Source organism: Kitasatospora sp. NPDC048194, from assembly GCF_043202455.1.
Taxonomy (GTDB): Bacteria; Actinomycetota; Actinomycetes; order Streptomycetales; family Streptomycetaceae; genus Kitasatospora.
Map to the genome: position 1 here is coordinate 316,047 of NZ_JBIDAK010000001.1, position 21,995 is coordinate 338,041.

Annotated in this window: 15 protein-coding genes; 4 read left to right on the forward strand and 11 right to left on the reverse strand. The window is 72.2% G+C overall.

All coding sequences use genetic code 11. The annotated features are described in order from the left end of the window. Positions 1–87 precede the first annotated feature (87 nt). From ACGF07_RS01600 to ACGF07_RS01615, 4 genes are all read right to left on the reverse strand, one after another. Entirely contained in the window at positions 88–885 is a 798-nt protein-coding gene (locus ACGF07_RS01600) for an amino acid ABC transporter ATP-binding protein (protein WP_350748799.1), read from the reverse strand. Continuing rightward, positions 882–1,856: an amino acid ABC transporter permease gene (locus ACGF07_RS01605; protein ID WP_350748802.1), complete on the reverse strand. Its 975-nt coding sequence runs from the start codon at positions 1,854–1,856 to the stop codon at positions 882–884. The genes ACGF07_RS01600 and ACGF07_RS01605 overlap by 4 nt, the downstream gene beginning before the upstream one ends. Positions 1,857–1,892: 36 nt before the next feature. Beyond that, complete coding sequence (locus tag ACGF07_RS01610; protein ID WP_392894474.1) at positions 1,893–2,828, reverse strand: ABC transporter substrate-binding protein; 936 nt, start codon at positions 2,826–2,828, stop codon at positions 1,893–1,895. A gap of 443 nt (positions 2,829–3,271) precedes the next feature. Further along, the gene (locus ACGF07_RS01615) at positions 3,272–4,198 is read right to left on the reverse strand and encodes an ABC transporter substrate-binding protein (protein WP_392894476.1); all 927 of its coding nucleotides are present in this window, start codon (positions 4,196–4,198) and stop codon (positions 3,272–3,274) included. A gap of 578 nt (positions 4,199–4,776) precedes the next feature. On the opposite strand from ACGF07_RS01615, the gene ACGF07_RS01620 reads away from it, so the two are divergent. Continuing rightward, entirely contained in the window at positions 4,777–5,973 is a 1,197-nt protein-coding gene (locus tag ACGF07_RS01620; RefSeq protein WP_392894478.1) for an NADP-dependent malic enzyme, read from the forward strand. A gap of 164 nt (positions 5,974–6,137) precedes the next feature. Then, entirely contained in the window at positions 6,138–7,100 is a 963-nt protein-coding gene (locus ACGF07_RS01625) for a zinc-binding dehydrogenase (RefSeq protein WP_392894479.1), read from the forward strand. 97 nt (positions 7,101–7,197) lie between these two features. On the opposite strand, the gene ACGF07_RS01630 is transcribed toward ACGF07_RS01625, so the two are convergent. The 7 genes from ACGF07_RS01630 to ACGF07_RS01660 form a co-directional block, all read right to left on the reverse strand. Continuing rightward, on the reverse strand, positions 7,198–8,244 hold the full coding sequence (locus ACGF07_RS01630) for a PadR family transcriptional regulator (protein WP_392894481.1): 1,047 nt from the start codon (positions 8,242–8,244) through the stop codon (positions 7,198–7,200). A gap of 1 nt (position 8,245) precedes the next feature. Further along, a complete protein-coding gene (locus ACGF07_RS01635; protein WP_392894482.1) occupies positions 8,246–9,169 on the reverse strand; it encodes a DUF4097 domain-containing protein in 924 nt (307 codons plus the stop codon). 246 nt (positions 9,170–9,415) lie between these two features. Beyond that, entirely contained in the window at positions 9,416–9,595 is a 180-nt protein-coding gene (locus ACGF07_RS01640; RefSeq protein ID WP_030235677.1) for a DUF6104 family protein, read from the reverse strand. Positions 9,596–9,645: 50 nt separating this feature from the next. Next, positions 9,646–11,604: a serine/threonine-protein kinase gene (locus ACGF07_RS01645; RefSeq protein ID WP_392894484.1), complete on the reverse strand. Its 1,959-nt coding sequence runs from the start codon at positions 11,602–11,604 to the stop codon at positions 9,646–9,648. Between the two features lie 262 nt (positions 11,605–11,866). Further along, positions 11,867–15,604 carry a multifunctional oxoglutarate decarboxylase/oxoglutarate dehydrogenase thiamine pyrophosphate-binding subunit/dihydrolipoyllysine-residue succinyltransferase subunit gene (locus ACGF07_RS01650; protein ID WP_350744797.1) on the reverse strand — a complete coding sequence of 1,246 codons (3,738 nt, stop codon included), beginning with the start codon at positions 15,602–15,604 and terminating at the stop codon, positions 11,867–11,869. A gap of 287 nt (positions 15,605–15,891) precedes the next feature. Next, on the reverse strand, positions 15,892–17,022 hold the full coding sequence (locus tag ACGF07_RS01655; protein ID WP_350744795.1) for an ATP-binding protein: 1,131 nt from the start codon (positions 17,020–17,022) through the stop codon (positions 15,892–15,894). Positions 17,023–17,105: 83 nt separating this feature from the next. After that, positions 17,106–17,843, reverse strand: coding sequence for a response regulator transcription factor (locus ACGF07_RS01660; RefSeq protein ID WP_196949490.1), 738 nt, complete (start codon positions 17,841–17,843; stop codon positions 17,106–17,108). Positions 17,844–18,405: 562 nt separating this feature from the next. Here ACGF07_RS01660 and ACGF07_RS01665 point away from each other — a divergent pair. Together ACGF07_RS01665 and lon are read left to right on the forward strand one after the other, a co-directional pair. After that, positions 18,406–19,224 (forward strand): rhomboid-like protein, encoded by an 819-nt coding sequence (locus ACGF07_RS01665; protein ID WP_392894486.1) that lies wholly within the window; start codon positions 18,406–18,408, stop codon positions 19,222–19,224. Between the two features lie 336 nt (positions 19,225–19,560). Then, positions 19,561–21,957: an endopeptidase La gene (lon, locus tag ACGF07_RS01670; protein WP_392894488.1), complete on the forward strand. Its 2,397-nt coding sequence runs from the start codon at positions 19,561–19,563 to the stop codon at positions 21,955–21,957. Positions 21,958–21,995: the final 38 nt, after the last annotated feature.

Here is a 21,995-nt window from a genome sequence, read left to right on the forward strand (position 1 = left end):
GGGCTGACTGCTTCCAGCCTATTACCCAACCGGGCAAAACGGCGGCGCCCGGCAGGAGGTCTCCTGCCGGGCGCCGACCGGACGGGGTCAGAGCACCTTGGAGAGGAAGGTCCTGGTGCGTTCGTGCTGGGGGTTGGTGAGCACCTCGCGGGGCGTGCCGGACTCGACCACCACCCCGCCGTCCATGAACACCAGCGCGTCGCCGACCTCGCGGGCGAAGCCCATCTCGTGGGTCACGACGATCATCGTCATGCCCTCCTCGGCCAGGCCGCGCATGACGTCCAGCACCTCGCCGACGAGTTCCGGGTCGAGCGCCGAGGTCGGCTCGTCGAACAGCATCAGCTTGGGCTTCATGGCCAGCGCGCGGGCGATCGCGACGCGCTGCTGCTGGCCGCCGGAGAGCTGCGAGGGGTAGTTCCTCGCCTTGTCGGCGAGGCCGACCCGCTCCAGCAGGGCCATCCCGCGTTCCCGCGCGGCGGCCTTGGTCTCCTTGCGCACCTGCACCGGTGCCTCGGTGACGTTCTCCAGCGCGGTCATGTGCGGGAAGAGGTTGAAGTGCTGGAACACCATGCCGATGTCGCGGCGCTTCTGGGCGACCTCGCGGTCCTTCAGCTCGTGGAGCCGGCCGCCCTTCATCCGGTAGCCGACCAGCTCGCCGTCCACCGAGAGCAGGCCGCCGTTGATCTTCTCCAGGTGGTTGATGCACCGCAGGAAGGTCGACTTGCCGGAGCCGGAGGGGCCGACCAGGACGAACACCTCGCCCTTCTTGACCTCCAGGTCGATGCCCTTGAGCACCTCCACCAGGCCGTAGGACTTGCGCACCCCGTGCGCCTCGACCATCGGCGCGGGCCGGCCGTCGGCCGGGGGCTTGGTCAGGTCGGTCATACGTGGCCACCTCCTTCGAGGCCCGTGACCACGTCGTCCTTGGCCGGCGGGACGGGCTTGCCGGCGAACAGCCGGCGCAGTCGCTGCAGCGGCGTGGGCGGGAGCACCCGGTTGGCGCCGCGCGCGTAGTGGCGCTCGATGTAGTACTGGACGACCGTCAGGATCGAGGTCAGCAGCAGGTACCAGATGCTGACGACGAGCAGCAGCGGGATCGTCTGGAACGTGCGCGAGTAGATGTTCTGCCCGGCTCGGAGCAGCTCCTCCAGCGAGATCGCCGAGACCAGCGAGGTGGTCTTCAGCATCGAGATGGTCTCGTTGCCCGTCGGGGGGATGATCACCCGCATCGCCTGCGGCAGGATGATCCGCCGCATGGTGTTGAACTGGCTCATGCCGAGTGCGTGCGCGGCCTCGGTCTGGCCGAGCGGCACGGACTGGATGCCGCCGCGGACGATCTCCGCCATGTAGGCGGCCTCGTTGAGGCCGAGACCGAGCAGGGCGGCGACGAACAGCGGGATCGCCTGGTTGGTGGGCTCGGACCAGAAGGTCGGGCCGAACGGGATGCCGATCGAGATCTCGGCCCAGAGCGTGCCCAGGAAGTTCCAGAACAGCAGCTGGACCAGCACCGGGGTGCCGCGGAAGACCCAGATGTAGAACCACGCGGTGCTGGAGAGCACCGGGTTCGGCGAAAGGCGCATGATCGCGAGGACGATGCCGCCCGCGACGCCGATCAGCATGGAGAGGAAGGTCAGCTCGAGGGTGACGCCGAGGCCGTGCAGGATCGTGGAGTCGAAGAGGTACGTGCCGACGACGTCCCACTGGAACTGGGGATTCGTGGTGAGGGCGTGGATCAGCATCGCCGCGAGGACCGCGACGACTGCTGCCCCGACCCAGCGTCCGGGGTGGCGGACCGGGACGGCCTTGAGGGTTTCGGGCCGTCCCGGCTGCGCCGACCCCTGGTCGGAAGAGTTCACTGTGTGGCCTCAGGGGTTGTGTTCAGGACAACGGGTTCAGCTGGTTGCGCCGTTGACGACGGACTTGTCGATCGCGCCCGCCTGCACGCCCCACTTCTCCAGGATGCTCTTGTAGGTGCCGTCCGCCATCAGGGACTGGATGGCGCCCTGGACGGCCTGGGACAGCGGCGAGCCCTTGGCCAGCACGACGCCGTACGGGGCGGTGTCGGTGACGTCGCCGACCTTCTCCAGCTGCCCGTTGGTCTGCTTGATCGCGTAGTCGACGACGGGGGAGTCGGCCAGCATGACCTGGTCGCGGCCGGAGACCAGCGCCTGGGTGACGTCGGTCTGCAGGTCGAACTTGTCGCCGTCGTTGGGGACGGTGGGCTTGCCGGCCTTGACGCAGGCGGGGTTGATGGTGTCCTTGATCTCCGAGGCCTGGGTGGTGCCGGTCTGGACGGCGACCTTCTTGCCGCAGAGGTCCTTGGGGTCGATCTTGTCCGGGTTGCCCTTCTTCACCGCGGCGCCCGTACCGGCGCTGAAGTAGGTCACCATGTCGACCGAGGCCTCGCGCTCCTTCGTGTCGGTGAAGGAGCTCATGCTCATCGTGTACTTGTTGCCCGTGATCCCCGGGATGATCGCGTCGAAGGTGGCGTTCTGGACGTCGGCGGTCAGGCCCAGCTTCTTGGCGATGGCGTTGGCCAGGTCGACGTCCATGCCGATGATGGTGCCCTTCTCGTCCTTGAACTCGTTGGGCGCGTACGAGGCGTCGGTGGCGACCACGATCTTGCCGGCGGCCTTGACGTCGGCCGGGACGGCGGCGGCCAGCGACGGGTCGGCGGTCACGGCGGGGACGGTGGCGCTGGCGTTCACGCCGCCGCCGGAGGTGCCGGTCGAGGACTTGCTGCTGCCACAGCCGGTCAGCACCAGGGAGACGGACACGGCAGCCACGCCGGCCGCGAGGAAGCGGGTGCGCTGGGTACGGGCGGTCATGAGGGGGATCTCCTCCTGGGGAGAGAAATCGGGCGGAGTGCGCCGCGGCAGCGGCGCACCGGGGCAGCTGGTCGTACGGGACCGTACGGAGGCCAGGTCGCTGTACGTCGTCGTACGGGCATGCCTGGTGGTGCAGTTGCCTGGGCGCAGGTGACCGCCCAGGGTGGTGCGGGATACTGCTTCCGCCACCCTCCGCCGAGGTGGACGTCGACCGGAACCGCCTCGACCGGTGGTCGGCTCGATCCGAGATGGGGGGAATCCTGCCATCTGACGACGGTCAGGTGGCCCTCATCCAGATCAAAATCGGATAACGAGGGCTCGTGCTGTCCGCTATTCGGACGATTCGCGTGCCCCTGTCACCCTGCGTATAAGTATGCAGACCCCTCCGCACTCCGCCCGGAGGCCCGCCGGGGGCCGCCCGCCCCCGGTCGGGACGGAACCGCTCAGATGCCCCCGTTGATCACCGCGTTCTGCGCCGCGCCGGCGGCCACGTTCCACTTCGCGAGGATCTTGTCGTACTCGCCGCTGCGGATGAGCTGGTCGACCGCCTTGGACACGGCGTCCCGCAGGTCGGTGTCCTGCTTGCGCACCGCGATCCCGTACGGGATGGAGGTGGACTGCGCACCGGTCACCTCGTAGCGGTTGCCGCCGTCGGTGGTCTTCGCCGCGTAGGCGGCCACCGGGAAGTCGTTCAGGCCGGCCGCGGCGGCGCCGGAGGCGACCTCGGCGAGGGCCTTGGTGTCGTCCTCCACCTTGTGCACCGTCAGCGGGCGCCCGGTGCGGGCGCAGACGGCCACCTGCCGGCTGGCGATGTCGTCCTGGGTGGTGCCCTGCTGGAAGGCGACGGTCTTGCCGCACAGGTCGTCCAGGGTCCTGATGCCCTTGGGGTTGCCCTTCGGGACGACGATCGAGGTGCCGGCGATGAAGTAGTCCACGAAGTCCACGCCCGGGTTGACCTGCTTGCCGTTCTCGTCCAGGCCCTCGCGGCGCTGGCGGATGTCGCTGATCGCGGACATCGCCACGTCGAACTGCTTGCCCTGGAGGTTCGGTATCAGCTTGTCGAACGGGGTGTCCACGAACTCGATCCGCACGTCGAGGATCCGGCCGAGGGCCGCGGCGAGCTCGGGGTCGAGCCCGGTCGGCTTGCCGTCCGGGCCGTGGAACTCCACCGGCGCGTAATTGACGTCCATGCCGATGCGCAGCACCCCGGCGGAGCGCTGGGCCTTCGGGAGCTTGGCGCGGAGCTCCTTCACCGGGTCGCTCGCGGCGGCCGGCCCGTCACCGGCGCAGCCGGTGAGCAGCAGGGCGCCGGCCGCGGCCAGTGCGGCTGCGACGAAGAGCGGACGGCGGACCTGGAGGACGTGAGGCATGGATGTTGCTCCTGTGGGCGGTAGTGCGGTCGCCTGGGTGTCGCTGTGGTGCCCGCCGAACGGCGGACAAGCGATCCTGTCATCCCGGCCTGCCGGGCCCGGCGGCGGGTGTGTCAGAATTCGTTCCGGGTGACCCCCGAACACTCGAACCAGGCCGACGAGCCCCGACAGGCTCGGGGTGCCCAGGACCGGAAGTCATCACGTGGCTCCGTATCCGGGGTGCCGACTCCCCTCCGGGTCTGCGTTCACTCCTACGGGTGTGCGTGCGTTCACGCCGTTGCCGTTGCGGGCCCGCCGCTTCCGACGCCGGGCCCGGTCGACGCGACAGCACGGCGATGAACGGTGCGCGACGAGGACGAAAAGGCATAGGTGCGATGCCTTGGTCCGACCTACGCTCGGCCCGGTAGCACTACGCGGACAACACAAGACCCCATAAAACCCTCATCCGAGGGCGCCACCCGACGGGCGCCCCGACCCCGACCCCGGGTCCGCTTCGGCGTACCCGGTTTCCGGTTTCCGGACGGGTCGTGCCCTCCGTCGGCCGCGCACCTCGCCAGAACAATGACGAAGAGGTCATCGTGGCAGCGGAGATCATTCAGAGCAGCACCCAGGACACCGACGATCCGGTCGACGCCGTTTTCGCGCTCCACCGCGGCGGCAAGATGGAGATCCGGGCGACCGTTCCGGTGCGCGACGCGGACGACCTGTCCCTGGCCTACACCCCCGGCGTGGCCCGGGTCTGCACGGCCATCGCCGAGCAGCCGGAGCTGGTCAACGACTACACCTGGAAGTCCAACACCGTCGCGGTGGTCACCGACGGCACCGCGGTGCTGGGCCTCGGGGACATCGGCCCGGAGGCCTCGCTCCCGGTGATGGAGGGCAAGGCCATCCTGTTCAAGCAGTTCGGCGGCGTGGACGCGGTGCCGATCGCGCTGGCCTGCACCGGGGTCGACGAGATCGTCGAGACCGTGGTGCGGCTGGCGCCCTCCTTCGGCGGCGTCAACCTGGAGGACATCTCCGCCCCGCGCTGCTTCGAGATCGAGCGCCGGCTCCAGGAGGCCCTGGACATCCCGGTCTTCCACGACGACCAGCACGGCACCGCTATCGTCACCACCGCGGCCCTGTGGAACGCGGCCGAGGTGACCGGCCGTGAGGTGGGCTCGCTGCGGGCCGTCATCTCCGGCGCCGGCGCGGCCGGCATCGCCATCGCCAAGATGCTGCTGGCGGCGGGCATCGGCGACGTGGCCGTCTGCGACCGCAAGGGCGTGGTGTACGAGGGCCGCGGTGACCTGACGGACGTCAAGGCGGAGATCGCCGCGCTGACCAACCGCGCCGGCCTCAAGGGCTCGATGGCCGACGCGCTGGCCGGTGCCGACGTGTTCATCGGCGTCTCCGGCGGCACCGTGCCGGAGGAGGTCGTGGCGACCATGGCCGAGGGCGCGTTCGTCTTCGCGATGGCCAACCCGAACCCGGAGATCCACCCCGAGGTGGCGCACCGGTACGCGGCCGTCGTGGCCACCGGGCGCAGCGACTTCCCGAACCAGATCAACAACGTGCTGGCCTTCCCGGGCATCTTCGCGGGCGCCCTCCAGGTGCGGGCCTCGCGGATCACCGAGGGCATGAAGCTGGCCGCCGCCAAGGCGCTGGCCGGCGTGGTGGCCGACGAGCTGACCCCGCAGAAGGTCATCCCCTCGCCGTTCGACGAGCGGGTCGCCCCGGCGGTCAGCAAGGCGGTGGCCGAGGCCGCCCGCGCCGAGGGCGTGGCGCGGATCTGACGGTCCGGTGACGTGCGGACGCACGAACTGACGACCTGACGACCTGACGAGGACTGGACCCCGCTTCCGGGCGGGGGATCCGCAGGGCAACGGCCCGGGGCCGGGACACGCGTCACACCTTTGCGTGGTTCCCGGCTCCGGCCGTCCCGGCTATCGTCCGGGGCATGTTTGCTGCCTACGCCGCACGTATCGACGCCGACGACCCGCTGAGCGGGCTGGAGCTGGGCGAACTCCCCGAGCCGCAGGCCCGTCCCGGGTGGAGCGTGGTCACGGTCCGGTCCGCCAGCCTCAACCACCACGACCTGTGGTCGCTGCGCGGGGTCGGCCTGCCGGCCGAGAAGCTGCCGATGATCCTCGGGTGCGACGCCGCCGGCGTCGACCAGGACGGCAACGAGGTGGTCATCCACTCGGTGATCGGCCAGAGCGGGCACGGGGTGGGCCCGGACGAGCCGCGGTCCATCCTGACCGAGCGCTACCAGGGCACCTTCGCCCAGCAGGTGGCCGTGCCCACCTGGAACCTGCTGCCCAAGCCCGCCGAACTGAGCTTCGAGGAGGCCGCCTGCCTGCCCACGGCCTGGCTGACGGCCTACCGGATGCTGTTCACCAACGCCGGGGTCAAGCCCGGTGACACCGTCCTGGTGCAGGGCGCCGGCGGTGGGGTGGCGACCGCGCTGATCGTCCTCGGCAAGGCCGCCGGCCTGCGGGTCTGGGTCACCGGCCGGGACGAGGCCAAGCGCCGCCGGGCGGTCGAGCTCGGCGCGGACGCGGCCTTCGAGAGCGGTGCCCGGCTGCCCGCCCGGGTGGACGCGGTGATGGAGACGGTCGGCGCCGCGACCTGGTCGCACTCGGTGAAGTCGCTGCGTCCGGGCGGCACCATCGTGATCTCCGGGGCCACCTCCGGCCCCAACCCGAGCGCCACCGAGCTGAACCGGATCTTCTTCCTGGAGCTCAAGGTGGTCGGCTCCACCATGGGCACCAAGGAGGAGCTGGCCGGACTGCTGTCGCTGTGCGCGACCACCGGCGTCCGTCCGGTGATCGACTCGGTGCTGCCGCTGGCCGAGGCCCGGGAGGGCTTCGCCCGGCTGGCCAAGGGCGACGTCTTCGGCAAGATCGTGCTCAACCCCTGAACCGGCGGCGGCCCGGCGCCCCCGAAGCGGGGGCACCGGGCCGACCGGGCGGTGCAGGTGGTGCCCGTCGGGCCGGCGGCGCGAGGCGGCCGCCGGCTCAGCCGAGCAGCCGCTTCAGCCGCTCGCCGGCCGTGCCGAGCACCGTGCGGGCCTCGGCCAGCCCCTCGGCGCTCACCCCGCCGTCCCGGGCCGCGTCGCGGACCTGGTCGCGGAAGCGGTCGAGCAGCCGCTCCAGTTCCCGGGCCGGGTCGCCCGCCGGGTCGGTGCGCGTCCACGGCGGCAGGTCGGCGGGGGCGGTCGGCGCGGTGGACCCGGCGGGCGCGTCCTTGTCGAGGTCGATCCGGGTCACCCTGACCTGCTCGTCCGGCTCCTCCGTGCTCTGGTGGCCCCAGCGCGCGGCGTCGGCCAGCCCGGCCAGGCCCTTGGTCAGCTCGGCCAGGCCCTCGGCCAGGCCGGTCGGCCAGTCGCCCTTGGCGGCGTGCTCGCGCACCTGCTGCTCGACCCGGCGCTTGATCCGCAGCGCCTCCTGCTGGGCCGCGGTGCGGGAGGCCCTGGCCTGCTCGCGCAGCCGGCGGGCCTCCTCCTCGGCCGCCCTCGCCTTGGCCTTGGCGGCCTTCTCCTGCTCCCGGGCGCGCTTGGCCTGCTCCTTGGCGTGCCGCTTGAACTCGGCGAACTCCTCCTTGGCGCGCTGCCAGGACTCGTTGTCTCCCCAGGGGCCGGCCCACGGGTCGCCGGTGCCCTCGCCGCGCCTGGGCCGGGGGGCCTGCTTGGCGGCCTGCCACAGCTCCTCGCGCAGGTCCTTGGCGCTGTCCCGGACGTCCTCCCGGATCGCCCCGGCCAGCTGCGCCACGGAGTCGTGGATCTCCAGCTCCAGCTCGTCCAACTCACCGTGGCGGGCCTCGAGTTCCGCGCGCCCGGCGTCCGTCAGCCGGTAGACCTTGCGGCCGCCCTCGGTGCTGTGGCTGACCAGCCCCTCCTGCTCCAGCTTGGCCAGGCGCGGGTAGACCGTACCGGCCGAGGGGGCGTACAGGCCCTGGAAGCGCTCCTCCAGCAGGCGGATCACCTCGTAGCCGTGGCGCGGGGCTTCGTCCAGCAGCTTCAGCAGGTACAGCCGGAGCCGGCCGTGGCCGAACACGGGGGTCATCTCAGGCCTCCTTGGTGAGGTCGGGCCCGGCGGGCCGGTCGGAGCCGGGGGAGGCCGGGAGCTCCTTGGCCACCGCCGGCTCGTCGTCCTCGCGGTCGGGGCGGCGCAGCACGGTGACGGCGCCGGAGACGGTGGTGACGTTGAGGCTGCCGCGGCCCTCGCCGAGCTGCCCGGAGATCTTCTTGGCGCCCCAGGTGCTGCTCATCGTGAGCTCGTCGAAGGTGCTGGACACGTCGCCGCTGGTGGAGCCGGCCTCGACGGTGGCGTCGGCCAGCGAGGGGATGCGCACCACGACCGCGCCGCTGACGGTGTTGACCTTGACGTCGGTCTCACCGGCCACGTCGAGGTCCAGGGTGACGGCCCCGGTGACGGTGTTGGCCTGCACCTTGTCGGCGGTGCCGGCGACGACGGTGAGCTGCCCGGAGACGGTGTTGACCTTGAGCCGGCCGCCCACCGCCTGGGCGTCCACGTCACCGGTGACGGTGCTGGCGTCGATCCGGCCGGTCAGCCCGGCCAGGGTGGTGTCGCCGCTGGCGCTCTGCACCGAGACGTGGCCGTCGACGCCGGTGACGGTGGCGTCGGCCGAGACGGTGCCGACCTTGACGTCGGTGCCGGCCGGGACGGTCACGGTCAGCGCGACGGAGCGCTTGCGCTTGAAGGAGTCGAAGAAGTTGCGGACCGAGCCGATCGACTTGATCCAGTCGCCGAACTCGCCCCAGCTGTTGATGTCCTTGTAGGTGACCGTCAGGACGCCGTCCACCATGGTCACGTGCAGCGGCTCGCCCGTGAGGTCGGTGACCTCCAGACGGGCCTGGCCCTCCGCCGCGACCACGTTCACCGAGCCGTCGATGACGCGCACGTGCAGCGCGCGCACCTCCTCGGCCACGGTGGTCCGGCCGGGCCCCTCGATCGTCCACTGGCTCATCTCTGCCGCCTCCCGTTCAGCGATCGCGATGTATCGCGTTCTCTCTGAAAGACGATATATCGCGTGCCGGGAAAAGCAAGCGGTTCCGACCCTGAACCCGTCCCTGACCCGCCCCTGACCCGTCCCGAACACACCCCCGAGCCGGGCCGGAGCGGGCTCCGGGCCGGGCCGCCCGCGCCCGGGCAGGGCATGCGAAGGGCCCGGGAGGCGGTTGCCTCCCGGGCCCCTCGTCCGGCGGTCACCGGGTCACTCGTCGTCCTCGTCGTCGAGCCGGGCCAGCCAGGTGGCCAGCCGCTCGACCGGGATCTCGAAGTCCGGGTTGAGGTCGACGAATTCGCGCAGGCGCTCGGCCAGCCACTCGAAGGTGACCTCCTCGTCGCCGCGCCGGCTCTCCAGCTCCTCGATGCCTCGGTCGGTGAAGTACACGGTTCGCTCCGGTCGGATGGGGATGGACCCGGTCAGGATAGACCCGCCGGTCAGCCGGCCCGCCAGGTGCTGATGGTCATCGAGGCGGCCCCCGTGGTCGGGTCCGCGGTGGTGATCGCGGCGATCGCGATGTTCCGGCTGTCCCGGTCGCGGACGCAGAGCAGGCGGCCGGGCGCGACCCGGTTGTACGTCAGGTCGGTGTCCGGTCGGGAGTCGATAGCGGCGGCGCACTGCTCGGCCGTGACCGTCGCCTCGGTGATCACGGCGAAGTCCGACTTCTCGTCCCCGACGCTCTCGAAGGAGTTGGCCTTGCTGCCGCTGCCGGTGTTGGTGACGCCGAGGCCCCACTTGAGGTCGCTGGAGCCGCTGCGCGGCACCACCGTGCCCGCGTTCAGGTCGATCCGGTAGGCGTCAGAGGAGTACTCGGCGGCCGGGATCGACAGCGACTTCTTGTCCAGCAGCAGGGTGTAGCCGACCGGCCGCGCCGGGGCGGACACGGTGGCCGGGCCGGACTTCGAGGGGGCGGCCGTCACCGGGAGGCCCGAGACGGTGGCGCTCGCGCTGGGCAGGGCGCCGCCGCCCTGGACGGGCACCGGGTCGGGGGTGCCGGTGCCCTGCTGGGCGGAGGTGCCGCTGCTGCTCCCGGTCTTCTTGCCGTCGTCCAGCTTCTTCACCAGCACCACGCCGCCCGCGGTGCCGCCGACCGCCATCACCAGGGCGACGGTCAGCAGCACCTTCCAGGACACCCCGCCCCGGCGCCGCGGCTCCGGCTCGGGTGCCGGGACGGCGGCGGTGACCACCGGGCCGGGCGGCGGGGTGTCGAAGGACGGCGCCTCCGCCCGGAGCGGGACGGTCGGCGGGGTCGGCAGCACCGGGGCGGTCGGCGTCTCGGTGGGCGGCTGCGGAGCGCCGTACGCGCCGAGCGGCGGCGGGGCGAAGCCGGGCGGGGGCGTGGCCGGCTGCTTCGGCGGCTGGGCCGCGACGGTCGCCGGGTGGGTCGGCGCGCCGAGCGGCTGCGGCGGAGCGGCCGGGGCCGGCGGGACGGCGGGGGCGGCCGGCAGCGGGGTGGGGGGAGTCCTGGGCAGGTCGGAGCGCCGGGTGATCTCGGTGTTGACCTGCCGGGGCAGCCAGTCCTCGCCGAACCGGAGCTGGCCGCCGACCTCCGGGTGGTTGCGGGCGGCCTGGATGATCTCGGCCGGCTTCGGGCGGTCCTCGGGGGACTTCGCCAGGCAGCGCTGGACCAGCTCGCGCAGGTCCGCCGGGACGGCCGTCAGGTCCGGCTCCTCGTGCACCACCCGGTAGAGCACCGCGGTGTCCGGCCCGTCGCCGAACGGCGGGGTGCCGCCGGCCACGTACGCGGCCAGGGCGCCCAGCGCGAAGACGTCGGTGGCCGGGGTGACCGCCCGGCCCTGCGCCTGCTCGGGGGCCATGAAGGCGGGGGAGCCGATCCGGTAGCCGGTGCCGGTCAGCGCGGTCGCGTCGGCCGCCCGGGCGATGCCGAAGTCGATCACCCGGGGGCCGTCCCCGGCGACCAGCACGTTGGCGGGCTTGAGATCGCGGTGGACCACCTCGACGCTGTGGATCGCCTGGAGCGCCTCGGCGATGCCGCCCATCAGCAGCAGCACGGTGCGGACCGGCAGCGCGCCGTGCTCCCGCACCACCTGCTGGAGGGACGGCCCGGGGACGTACGCGGTGACCAGCCACGGGGCGTCCGAGTCCAGGCCGCCGGAGTCGATCACCTGCGCGGTGTACAGCCCGTGGATCCGCTGGGCGTTGCTGACCTCCTGGGCGAACCGGCGGCGGAACTCGCCGTCCTCGGCGAACTCGGGGCGGACCACCTTGAGCGCCACCGGGCGGCCGCCCGGCGTGTAGGACAGGTAGACGCGCCCCATGCCGCCGGCGCCCAGGCGGGCGAACAGCCGGTAGCCGCCGACCTCCCTGGGGTCGTCCGGAAGGAGCGGCTGGAAGACCGGCGGGAGCTTGCCGGGGTGCGGCGTGTCGGCGGTCATGTGGTGATCCCCCTGGGATGAGCGGTGAGGTGGTTCGACCGGGCCGCCGGCGCGTGGACGGGCGCCGGGCGGCGGTCCGGCGAGGCATAACCTATCGATCCGTCAGGAACCCGTGCAGGCCGGTCGGCGTTTGGTTGCAGAGCTGCGACCTTTGCCGGGGCACGACACGGAGCCGGGCCCTACGGCGGAACGCCCGCGGCCCCCGCTCCCTGGTTCGGGAGAGGGGGCCGCGGGCGTGTCGGCGGTGCCGGGCCTCAGCGCGTCAGAGCGCGAAGACCTCCTCGATCAGCGCCTGCTGCTCGGCGGCGTGCCGCTTGGCCGAGCCGACCGCCGGGGACGAGGCCGCGGTGCGGGCGACGCGGCGCAGGCGGGAGCCGCCGGCGCTGCGGCCGATGGCGACCTGCAGGTGGTCGACCAGGTTCATCGCGATGAACGGCCAGGCGCCCTGGTTGGCCGGCTCCTCCTGCGCCCAGACGAACTGGACGTCGTCGCCGTAGCGGCCCAGCTCCTCCTGGAGCTCGGCCACCGGCAGCGGGTAGAGCCGCTCGACCCGGACGATCGCGGTGTCGGTGACGCCGCGCTCGGCGCGGGCGGCCTCCAGGTCGTAGTAGAACTTGCCGGCGGTGATGACCACCTTGCGGACCTGCGCCGGGTCGACGGTGGAGTCGCCGATGACCGGGCGGAACGAGCCGGACAGGAACTCCTCGGTCGCACTCGCCGCGGCCTTCAGACGCAGCATCGACTTCGGGGTGAAGACGACCAGCGGCTTGTGGTGCGGGTTGTGCGCCTGCCAGCGCAGCAGGTGGAAGTAGTTCGACGGCAGGGTCGGCATCGCGACCGTCATGTTGTTCTGGGCGCACAGCTGGAGGAAGCGCTCCGGGCGGGCGGACGAGTGGTCCGGGCCCTGGCCCTCGTAGCCGTGCGGCAGCAGCAGGGTGACGCCGGAGTGCTGGCCCCACTTCTGCTCGGCGGAGGCGATGTACTCGTCGACCATGGTCTGCGCGCCGTTGACGAAGTCGCCGAACTGCGCCTCCCACATGACCAGCGCGTTCGGGCGGGTCAGCGAGTAGCCGTACTCGAAGCCCATGGCCGCGTACTCCGACAGCAGGCTGTCGTAGACGGTGTAGCGGGCCTGGTCCTCGGTGAGGTACTGCAGCGGGGTGTAGTCCTCGCCGGTCTTGCGGTCGATCAGGACGGCGTGCCGCTGGCCGAAGGTGCCGCGGCGGCTGTCCTGGCCGGCCAGGCGGACCGGGTGGCCCTCCATGAGCAGCGAGCCGATGGCGAGGGTCTCGCCCATCGCCCAGTCGATGGTGTTGTCCTCGACCGAGGCGGCGCGGCGCTGCAGCTGGGGCAGCAGGCGCGGGTGGACGGTCAGCCAGTCCGGCAGGTTGACCTGCGAGGCGGCGATCCGCTTGACCATCTCCTGGGAGATGCCGGTCTGGATGGAGACCGGGAAGTCGGCGACCGGCTTGCCGGTGGTGGCGTCGGCCGGCGCCTGGGCCGCGTCGCGGACCTCGGCGAAGACCTTCTCCAGCTGGCCCTGGAAGTCCTGGAGCGCCTGCTCCGCCTCTTCCATGGTGATGTCGCCGCGACCGATCAGGCCCTCGGTGTACAGCTTGCGCACCGAGCGCTTCTTGTCGATCAGGTCGTACATCAGCGGCTGGGTGAACGACGGGTTGTCGGCCTCGTTGTGACCGCGGCGGCGGTAGCAGATGAGGTCGATCACCACGTCCTTGTGGAACTCCTGGCGGAACTCGAAGGCGAGCCGCGCGACGCGGACCACGGCCTCCGGGTCGTCGCCGTTCACGTGGAAGATCGGGGCCTCGATCATGCGGGCCACGTCGGTGCAGTACATCGAGGAGCGCGAGGACGCCGGGGCGGCGGTGAAGCCGACCTGGTTGTTCACCACGATGTGCACGGTGCCGCCGGTGCGGTAGCCGCGCAGCTGCGACATGTTCAGGGTCTCCGCGACGACGCCCTGGCCGGCGAAGGCCGCGTCACCGTGGATCTGGATCGGCAGCACCGGGAAGGTGGTGCCGCCCTGGTCCAGGATGTCCTGCTTGGCGCGGGCGATGCCCTCGACGACCGGGTCCACGGCCTCCAGGTGGGAGGGGTTCGCGGCGAGCGAGACCTTGATGGTCTCGCCGTCCAGGCCGGTGAAGGTGCCCTCGGCGCCCAGGTGGTACTTGACGTCGCCGGAGCCGTGCATCGACTTCGGGTCGAGGTTGCCCTCGAACTCGCCGAAGATCTTGCCGTACGGCTTGCCGACGATGTTGGCCAGCACGTTCAGGCGGCCGCGGTGGGCCATGCCGATGACGGCCTCGTCGAGGCGGTGCTCGGCGGCGGCGTCGATGGTGGCGTCCAGCAGCGGGATGAGCGACTCGCCGCCCTCCAGCGAGAAGCGCTTCTGCCCGACGTACTTGGTCTGCAGGAAGGTCTCGAAGGCCTCGGCGGAGTTGAGGCGGCGGAGGATCCGCAGCTGCTCCTCGCGCTCCGGCTTGGTGTACGGCTTCTCCAGACGGTCCTGCAGCCACTTGCGCTGCTTCGGGTCCTGGATGTGCATGTACTCGATGCCGACGGTGCGGCAGTAGGTGTTGCGCAGCAGGCCGAGGATGTCGCGGAGCTTCATCATCTTCTGGCCGCCGAAGCCGCCGACCGCGAACTCGCGCTCCAGGTCCCACAGGGTGAGGCCGTGCTGGACGACGTCGAGGTCGGGGTGCTTGCGCTGCTTGTACTCCAGCGGGTCGGTGTCGGCCATCAGGTGGCCGCGCACGCGGTACGCGTGGATCAGCTCCATGACGCGGGCGGTCTTGTTGACCTCGTCGTCGTGGGTGGTGGCGACGTCGGTGGCCCAGCGGACCGGCTCGTACGGGATCCGCAGCGACTCGAAGATCTCGTCGTAGAAGCCGTTCTCGCCGAGCAGCAGGCGGTGGATCTCGCGCAGGAACTCGCCGGACGCCGCGCCCTGGATGACGCGGTGGTCGTAGGTCGAGGTCAGCGTCATGATCTTGGAGACGCCGAGGCGGGCGAGCGTCTCCGGGGCGGAGCCCTGGAACTCGGCCGGGTACTCCATGGCGCCGACGCCGACGATGGTGCCCTGGTTCTGCATCAGGCGCGGCACGGAGTGCACGGTGCCGATGCCGCCGGGGTTGGTCAGCGAGACCGTGACGCCGGTGAAGTCGTCCATGGTCAGCTTGTTGGCGCGGGCCCGGCGGACGATGTCCTCGTAGGCCTGCCAGAAGCCGAAGAAGTCGAGGGTCTCGGCCTTCTTGATGGCCGCGACGACGAGCTGGCGGTCGCCGTTGGGCTTGACCAGGTCGATGGCCAGGCCGAGGTTGACGTGCTCCGGCTTGACCAGGAAGGCCTTGCCGTCCTCCACCTTGTAGCTGTGGTTCATCCCCGGGTGGGCCTTGATGGCCTGGACCAGGGCGTAGCCGATCAGGTGGGTGAAGGAGACCTTGCCGCCGCGGGCGCGCTGCAGGTGGTTGTTGATGACGATGCGGTTGTCGATCAACAGCTTCGCCGGGACGGCGCGGACCGAGGTCGCGGTCGGCACCTCCAGGGAGGCGTCCATGTTGGTGGCGACGGCCTTCGCCGGGCCGCGCAGCTGGACCAGCTCGGGGCCGGCCGGGGCGGCGGCGGGAGCCGGGGCGGCGGCGGCCTTCGGGGCCGGGGGCGCGGCGGGCGCGGCGGCGAGCGGAGCGGCGGCCGGGGCCGGAGCGGCGGGCGCGGCCGGGGCCGGTGCGGCCGGAGCAGCAGCAGCGGCGGGCGCGGGGGCAGCGGCAGGGGTCGGCGTGGGGCCGGCCTGGGTCGCGGCCTGGGTCACTGGGGTCACCTCGGTACCGGGCTTGTAGTCGGCGAAAAAGTCCCACCAGGCTCGGTCTACCGAGTTCGGGTCCTGGAGGTACTGCTGGTAGATCTCATCGACGAGCCACTCATTGGGACCGAAGCCAGTGGAGCTTGCCGAGCTGTTGGGGGTTTCAGGGGACTGTGGCGACACGGCGGCAACCGCCCTCTTCCGCTTCCTTTTGGGATGTTTGGACAGCGGGGATTAAGGCTACGCCCCTGACCAGTGATCGCGCAGTCCCCGGGCCCCAGGCGTCGCCCAGATCACAGTCCTGACCTGCGGATTGGCTGAAAAAGTACGTTAGAAAGCCGTATCTGAGGGGAACTGATCGCGCTCGATCGCCCCCCAAACCGGGACAAACCCGGACATTGGGCCGGTTGGACCATCCGACGACCTTCGTATGCGTCTGTGTCGGATCTGTGACAAATGTCCTCGGCCGCTCAGCGCTGGCCGGGCAGCCGGACCTCGATCCGGCAGCCGCTCGGGGACTCGGCCACGGCGATCCGCCCGCCGTGCAGGTCCACCGCCCAGCGGGCGATGGCCAGGCCCAGCCCGGTGCCCCCGTCGGAGCCCGGTCCGGAGGCGGTGGCGGTGCCGCTGCGGCTGAACCGCTCGAACACCCGGGTGCGGTCGGCCGGCGGGATGCCGGGGCCCTCGTCCTGGACCTCCAGCAGCAGGCCGCCCTCCTCGCCCTCCGGCCGGGCGCGCACGGTCACCGTGCCCCCGGGCGGGGAGTGCTTGCAGGCGTTGTCGACCAGGTTGGCGACCACCTGGTGGAGCCGCTCCGGGTCCGCCACCGCGGTGAGGCCGGCCGGGCTGACCTCCAGGGCCAGTCGGACGTCGCCGCGCCGGGAGAAGGCCCCGCCGGCCGTCGCGCCGTCCACGGTGACGCCGCGCAGCACGCCGTCGAGGAACTCGCGCACCTCGAAGGGGCGGGCGTCCAGGTCGACCACGCCGTCGTCGATCTTGGAGAGGTCGAGCAGGTGGGTGACCAGGCGGCCGAGCCGCTCGGTCTGCTCCAGTGCGGCCCCCAGGGTCGCGGGGTTGGGCTGCACGACGCCGTCCACCACGTTCTCCAGCACGGCGCGCAGCGCGGCGATCGGCGTGCGCAGCTCGTGCGAGACGTTGGCGACCAGCTCGCGGCGGTGCCGGTCGGCGGCCTGCAGGTCGGCGGCCATGCCGTTGAAGGCGGCCGCCAGTTCGCCGATCTCGTCGCGCGAGTTCACCTCGACCCGGCGGCTGTAGTCGCCGGAGGCCATCGCGCGGGCGGCGTCCGTCATCTCGCGCAGGGGGGCGGTGAGCCCGTGCGCGAGGAACTGCATGAACAGCAGCGAGGCGATCATGGAGAAGACCATGATGATCCGGATCTGGGTCTCGGACCGGATCGCCACGACCACCATCCCGGTGGCCAGGAACACGGAGACGATCACCAGCAGGGCGAGCTTGCCCTTGATCGAGCGGACCGGGTCGAGCGGGCGGATGTCGGCCCAGACCCGGCGGGCGGCGCGGACGGCCAGCGTCTGCGGGCGCGCGGCGTCGGCGTCCCCGTTGCGTTGCTGTGGAAAGGTCATTGGTCCCTTGTGATCCCCGCGTGGTGGCAGGGCGGTCCCGGGACACGGGCCCCCCGGTGGCCCGTCGCCCGAAGCTCCCGCCGTTACGAGAGCGGGGCCTCCAGTGCGTACCCGACACCGTGGACGGTGCGGATCCAGCTGGCGCCGATCTTGCGCCGCAGCGCCTTGACGTGGCTGTCGACGGTGCGGGTGCCGGACGCGTCGGTCCAGTCCCACACCTCGGCCAGCAGCTGTTCGCGGGTGAGCACCGCGCGCGGCTGGGCGGCCAGGCAGGCGAGCAGGTCGAACTCGGTCGGCGTCAGGTGGACGTCGCCCGAGGCCAGCCGGACCCGGCGCTGCACGTGGTCGATCTCCAGCTCGCCGAAGCGCAGGCTGCCGAGCGCGGGCGTGCGGGCGGCCTGCTGGGCGCGCTCGACGCGGCGCAGCAGCACGTTGACCCGGGCGGCCAGCTCGCGCATGGAGAACGGTTTGGTCATGTAGTCGTCGGCGCCCACGCCGAGGCCGACCAGCAGGTCCGTCTCGTCGTCGCGCGCGGTCAGCATCAGCACCGGCACCGGGCGCTGCGCCTGGATCCGGCGGCACACCTCCAGGCCGTCGAAGCCGGGCAGCATGATGTCCAGGACCACCAGGTCCGGCTGCCAGGTGTGGAATCCGTCGACCGCGCCCGGGCCGTCGTGGGCCACGGCGACCTTGAAGCCCTCCGCGCCCAGTCGGGCCGCGATCGACTCCGCGATCGTGGGCTCGTCCTCCACCACCAGCACTCTGCGCTGGCTGCTCACCGCGCCGCCGGTGTTGTGGTTGTCCTGCTGAATTTCTGTCACGGTCACGCCACCGCCCCCAGGGCTGCGGGCCGGCCACCTGTGGGGATGGCGGGGCTCCGCTCGTAGTCTTGTTCCGTCGTGGACTGTGCCGGGTCCGCCGTCCCGTCGCGCGCCCGGGAGAGTGGAGGACGGGTGGTTCCCCGCCCGCTTCTCCCGCGCACCTCGCAGCGTACGGACAGCGGATGATTTCCGGCAGGTGGACCGGACGTTTCCGGCCCGTGGGCCGACCACCGGGTCGCCCTCGGACCCACTGCACGAGTGGGCACGGGCCGATACCTTACCCGGCGAATTTTCTCTGCGTAACGGTACGTATGCAGTGGAGTTGACACCAAGTCGCCGGTCAGCGGCCCTACTGACGCGTTAATCGACAGAAGGTCTGGACCAAAGTCGGTAATCGGACCGGTGGCGGCCGCAACCGTCTTCACGGCCTTTTCCCAGGTGCCTTTCAGAACCTCGACGTACCGTGGGCACGACAACGCCCCGCCCGGAGGAAACCGAGCCGCGCGCCGGTACGTTGGGCTGCGGCGAGGACCGGTGGCTGCGGGCGTGGAGCGGAGGCGGCATGGCTGGACTGCGAGACGGAGCCGGCCGTAACGCGCTCGCGCGGGCGCCGTACGGAATGCTCCGCCACGGCCTGCGCACCGGCGTCCTCGAGTGGCTGGTGGAACGGCTCCCGACGCCCCGGGGCAATCCCTTCACGCTCGGATATCTCGCCGTGGTGGGCGCCACCACGACCTTCGCGGGCCTGGCCGATCCGGAACTCGTCCAGCGGCTGCGGGAGGCGTCCAGTTCGGACGGCCACAACCTGCTCCAGCATCCCCTGCGCGCCCTGGCGCTGAGCGGGTTCTGGATCGCCGGGGACGTGTGGATGCCCTACCTGTGGGGCTTCGCCCTCACCCTGGCGCCGCTGGAGCGCAGGGTGGGGTCGGCCCGGGCGGCGGCGGTGTTCGCGATCGGGCACGTCACCGCGACGCTGCTCTCCCAGGGGGTGGTGATCGCCGCGGTGGAGACCGGGCGGATGGCGCCCGGGGCGATGCGCGACCTGGACATCGGGGTCAGCTACGGCGTGCTCGCCTGCCTCGGCGCGGTGTCCGGGCTGCTCCCGCGGCCCGCCCGGGTGCTGGCGCTGGGCGGTGCGGGTCTGATGATCGCCCAGCAGATCGCCGCCGAGAAGGACGTGGTCACCGCCGTGGGGCACCCGGCGGCGGTGCTCGCCGGGGTGGCGCTGTGGCGCTGGCTGCGCGGGGCGGAGCGGCGCCCGCCCCGGTCGCGCCCCCGGACGGCTTCGGCGGCCGGGCCCGCCCCGTCCGTCCCCGCTCCCGCCGTCCCCACCGTCCCCGCCGCCGCGCCCGGCGGGGCGAGGCCGTCCGCCGCGCGCTGACCCGGACCGTCGGCCGTGCGCCGGCGCGGCCCGTCCACCGTGCGTTGCCGCGGGCCGTCCTCCGCGCGCTGGCGCGGACCCGTCCACCGCGCGCCGGGCGAGCGGTCCCGCCTTCGGGGGAACCCCTCGGGCCCGTTCTTGACGGCGCCCTCGGCCGGCTCCTCCTGCGGTCCCCGGCGGTGCTTCCGGCCGGCCATCGCACGGACTTTTGACGGAGCATCCCGTCGCCCGTCCGGCGCCCTCCTCGTTCGCTCACGGCGAACAAAGTGTCGGGAACATCCGGCGCCCGTGAAGGCTTAGTCCCATCGACTCAACTTCACTGACTGGGGAGAGATCATGGCATCGACGTCCACTCCGCTCACCCTGCCCGTGCTGCCGCTCGACGACGAGGTCGTGCTCCCGGGCATGGTCGTTCCGCTGGACCTGAAGGACACGGAGGTGCGCGCCGCCGTCGAGGCCGCCCGCGCCGCGGCCGACGGCTCCGGCAAGCCGCAGGTCCTGCTGGTGCCGCGGGTGGACGGCTCCTACGCGGCGGTCGGCACGCTGGCCACGGTGGAGCAGGTCGGCCGCCTCGCCGACGGGGACCCGGCCGCCCTGGTGCGCGCCGTGCGCCGGGTCCGGATCGGGGCCGGCACCACCGGCCCGGGCGCCGCCCTCTGGGTGGAGACCACGCCGTTCCGGGAGTCCTCGGTGGGCATGCCGGTGGCCGGGCGGGCCGCCGAGCTGGTCAAGGAGTACAAGGCGCTGTCCACCCAGTGGCTGCGCAGGCGCGGCGCCTGGCAGATTGTCGACCGGGTGGCGCAGATCGAGGGCGTCGGCGAGCTCGCCGACAACATCGGCTACGCGCCCTTCGTCACCGCCGAGCAGAAGCTCAAGGTGCTGCTGGAGGCCGACCAGGTCACCCGGCTGGAGTACGCGCTGACCCTGCTGCGCGACCACCTCGCCGAGGAGGAGGTCAACGACACCATCCGCAAGGACGTCGAGGAGGGCGTGGCCAAGCAGCAGAAGGAGTTCCTGCTCCGCCGGCAGCTGGAGGCCGTCCGCAAGGAGCTGGCCGAGCTGAACGGCGACCCGGCCGACGAGGAGGGCGACTACCGCGCCCGGGTGGAGGCCGCGGAGCTGCCCGAGAAGGTCCGCGAGGCCGCCCTCAAGGAGGTCGACAAGCTGGAGCGCGCGTCCGACCAGTCGCCCGAGGGCTCGTGGATCCGCACCTGGCTGGACACCGTCCTGGAGCTGCCCTGGAACGAGCGCACCGAGGACGCGTACGACATCGCCGCCGCCCGCGCCGTGCTGGACGCCGACCACGCCGGTCTGGCGGACGTCAAGGAGCGGATCGTCGAGTACCTGGCCGTCCGCAAGCGCCGGGCGGACCAGGGGCTCGGGCTGGTCGGCGGCCGCCGGGGCGGCGCGGTGCTGGCGCTGGTCGGCCCGCCCGGCGTCGGCAAGACCTCGCTCGGCGAGTCGGTGGCCCGCGCCATGGGCCGCCGGTTCGTCCGGGTCGCGCTCGGCGGCGTCCGGGACGAGGCCGAGATCCGCGGCCACCGGCGCACCTACGTCGGCGCGCTGCCCGGCCGTCTGGTGCGGGCGATCAAGGAGGCCGGCTCGATGAACCCGGTCGTCCTGCTCGACGAGATCGACAAGGTCGGCTCCGACTACCGGGGCGACCCGGCCGCCGCCCTGCTGGAGGTGCTGGACCCGGCGCAGAACCATACCTTCCGGGACCACTACCTGGAGGTCGAGCTCGACCTCTCCGACGTCGTCTTCCTCGCCACCGCCAACGTGCTGGAGGCCATCCCCGAGCCGCTGCTCGACCGGATGGAGCTGGTCCGGCTCGACGGCTACACCGAGGACGAGAAGGTCGTCATCGCCCGCGACCACCTGCTCCCGCGCCAGCTGGAGCGGGCCGGCCTCGACAGCGAGCAGGTCACCGTGGCGGAGCAGGCGCTGCGCAAGCTCGCCGGGGAGTACACCCGGGAGGCGGGCGTACGGAACCTGGAGCGCTCGATCGCCCGGGTGCTGCGCAAGATCGCCGCACAGGCCGAGCTGGGCGAGCGCGAACTGCCCGCCGCGGTCGGCGCGGAGGACCTGCGCGCCCTGATCGGCCGGCCGCACCACGTGCCGGAGTCCGCCCAGGAGCCCGCCGAGCGGCGCACCGCCGTCCCCGGAGTGGCCACCGGCCTGGCGGTCACCGGCGCCGGCGGCGACGTCCTCTACATCGAGGCCTCGCTCGCGGACGCCGAGACCGGCGGCACCGGGCTGACCCTCACCGGGCAGCTGGGCGACGTGATGAAGGAGTCCGCGCACATCGCGCTCTCCTACCTGCGCTCGCGCGGCGCCGAGCTGGAACTGCCGGTCACCTCGCTGCGCGACCGCGGCGTGCACCTGCACATCCCGGCCGGGGCCATCCCCAAGGACGGGCCGAGCGCCGGCATCACCATGACCACGGCGCTGGCCTCGCTGCTCTCCGGCCGCAAGGTGCGCACCGACCTGGCGATGACGGGCGAGGTCTCGCTGACCGGGCGGGTGCTGCCGATCGGCGGGGTGAAGCAGAAGCTGCTCGCCGCCGACCGGGCCGGGGTCACCACGGTGATCATCCCCAAGCGCAACGAGGCCGACCTGGACGACGTGCCGGCCGAGGTGCTGGAGCGGCTCACCGTCCACCCGGTGTCGGACGTGCGGGAGGTGCTCGAGCTGGCCCTGGAGCCGGCCGAGGTGCTGGTCGCGGCCGCGTAACCGCCGCCGCGGGCGGTTCGGCGCTCGTGGGGCCGACG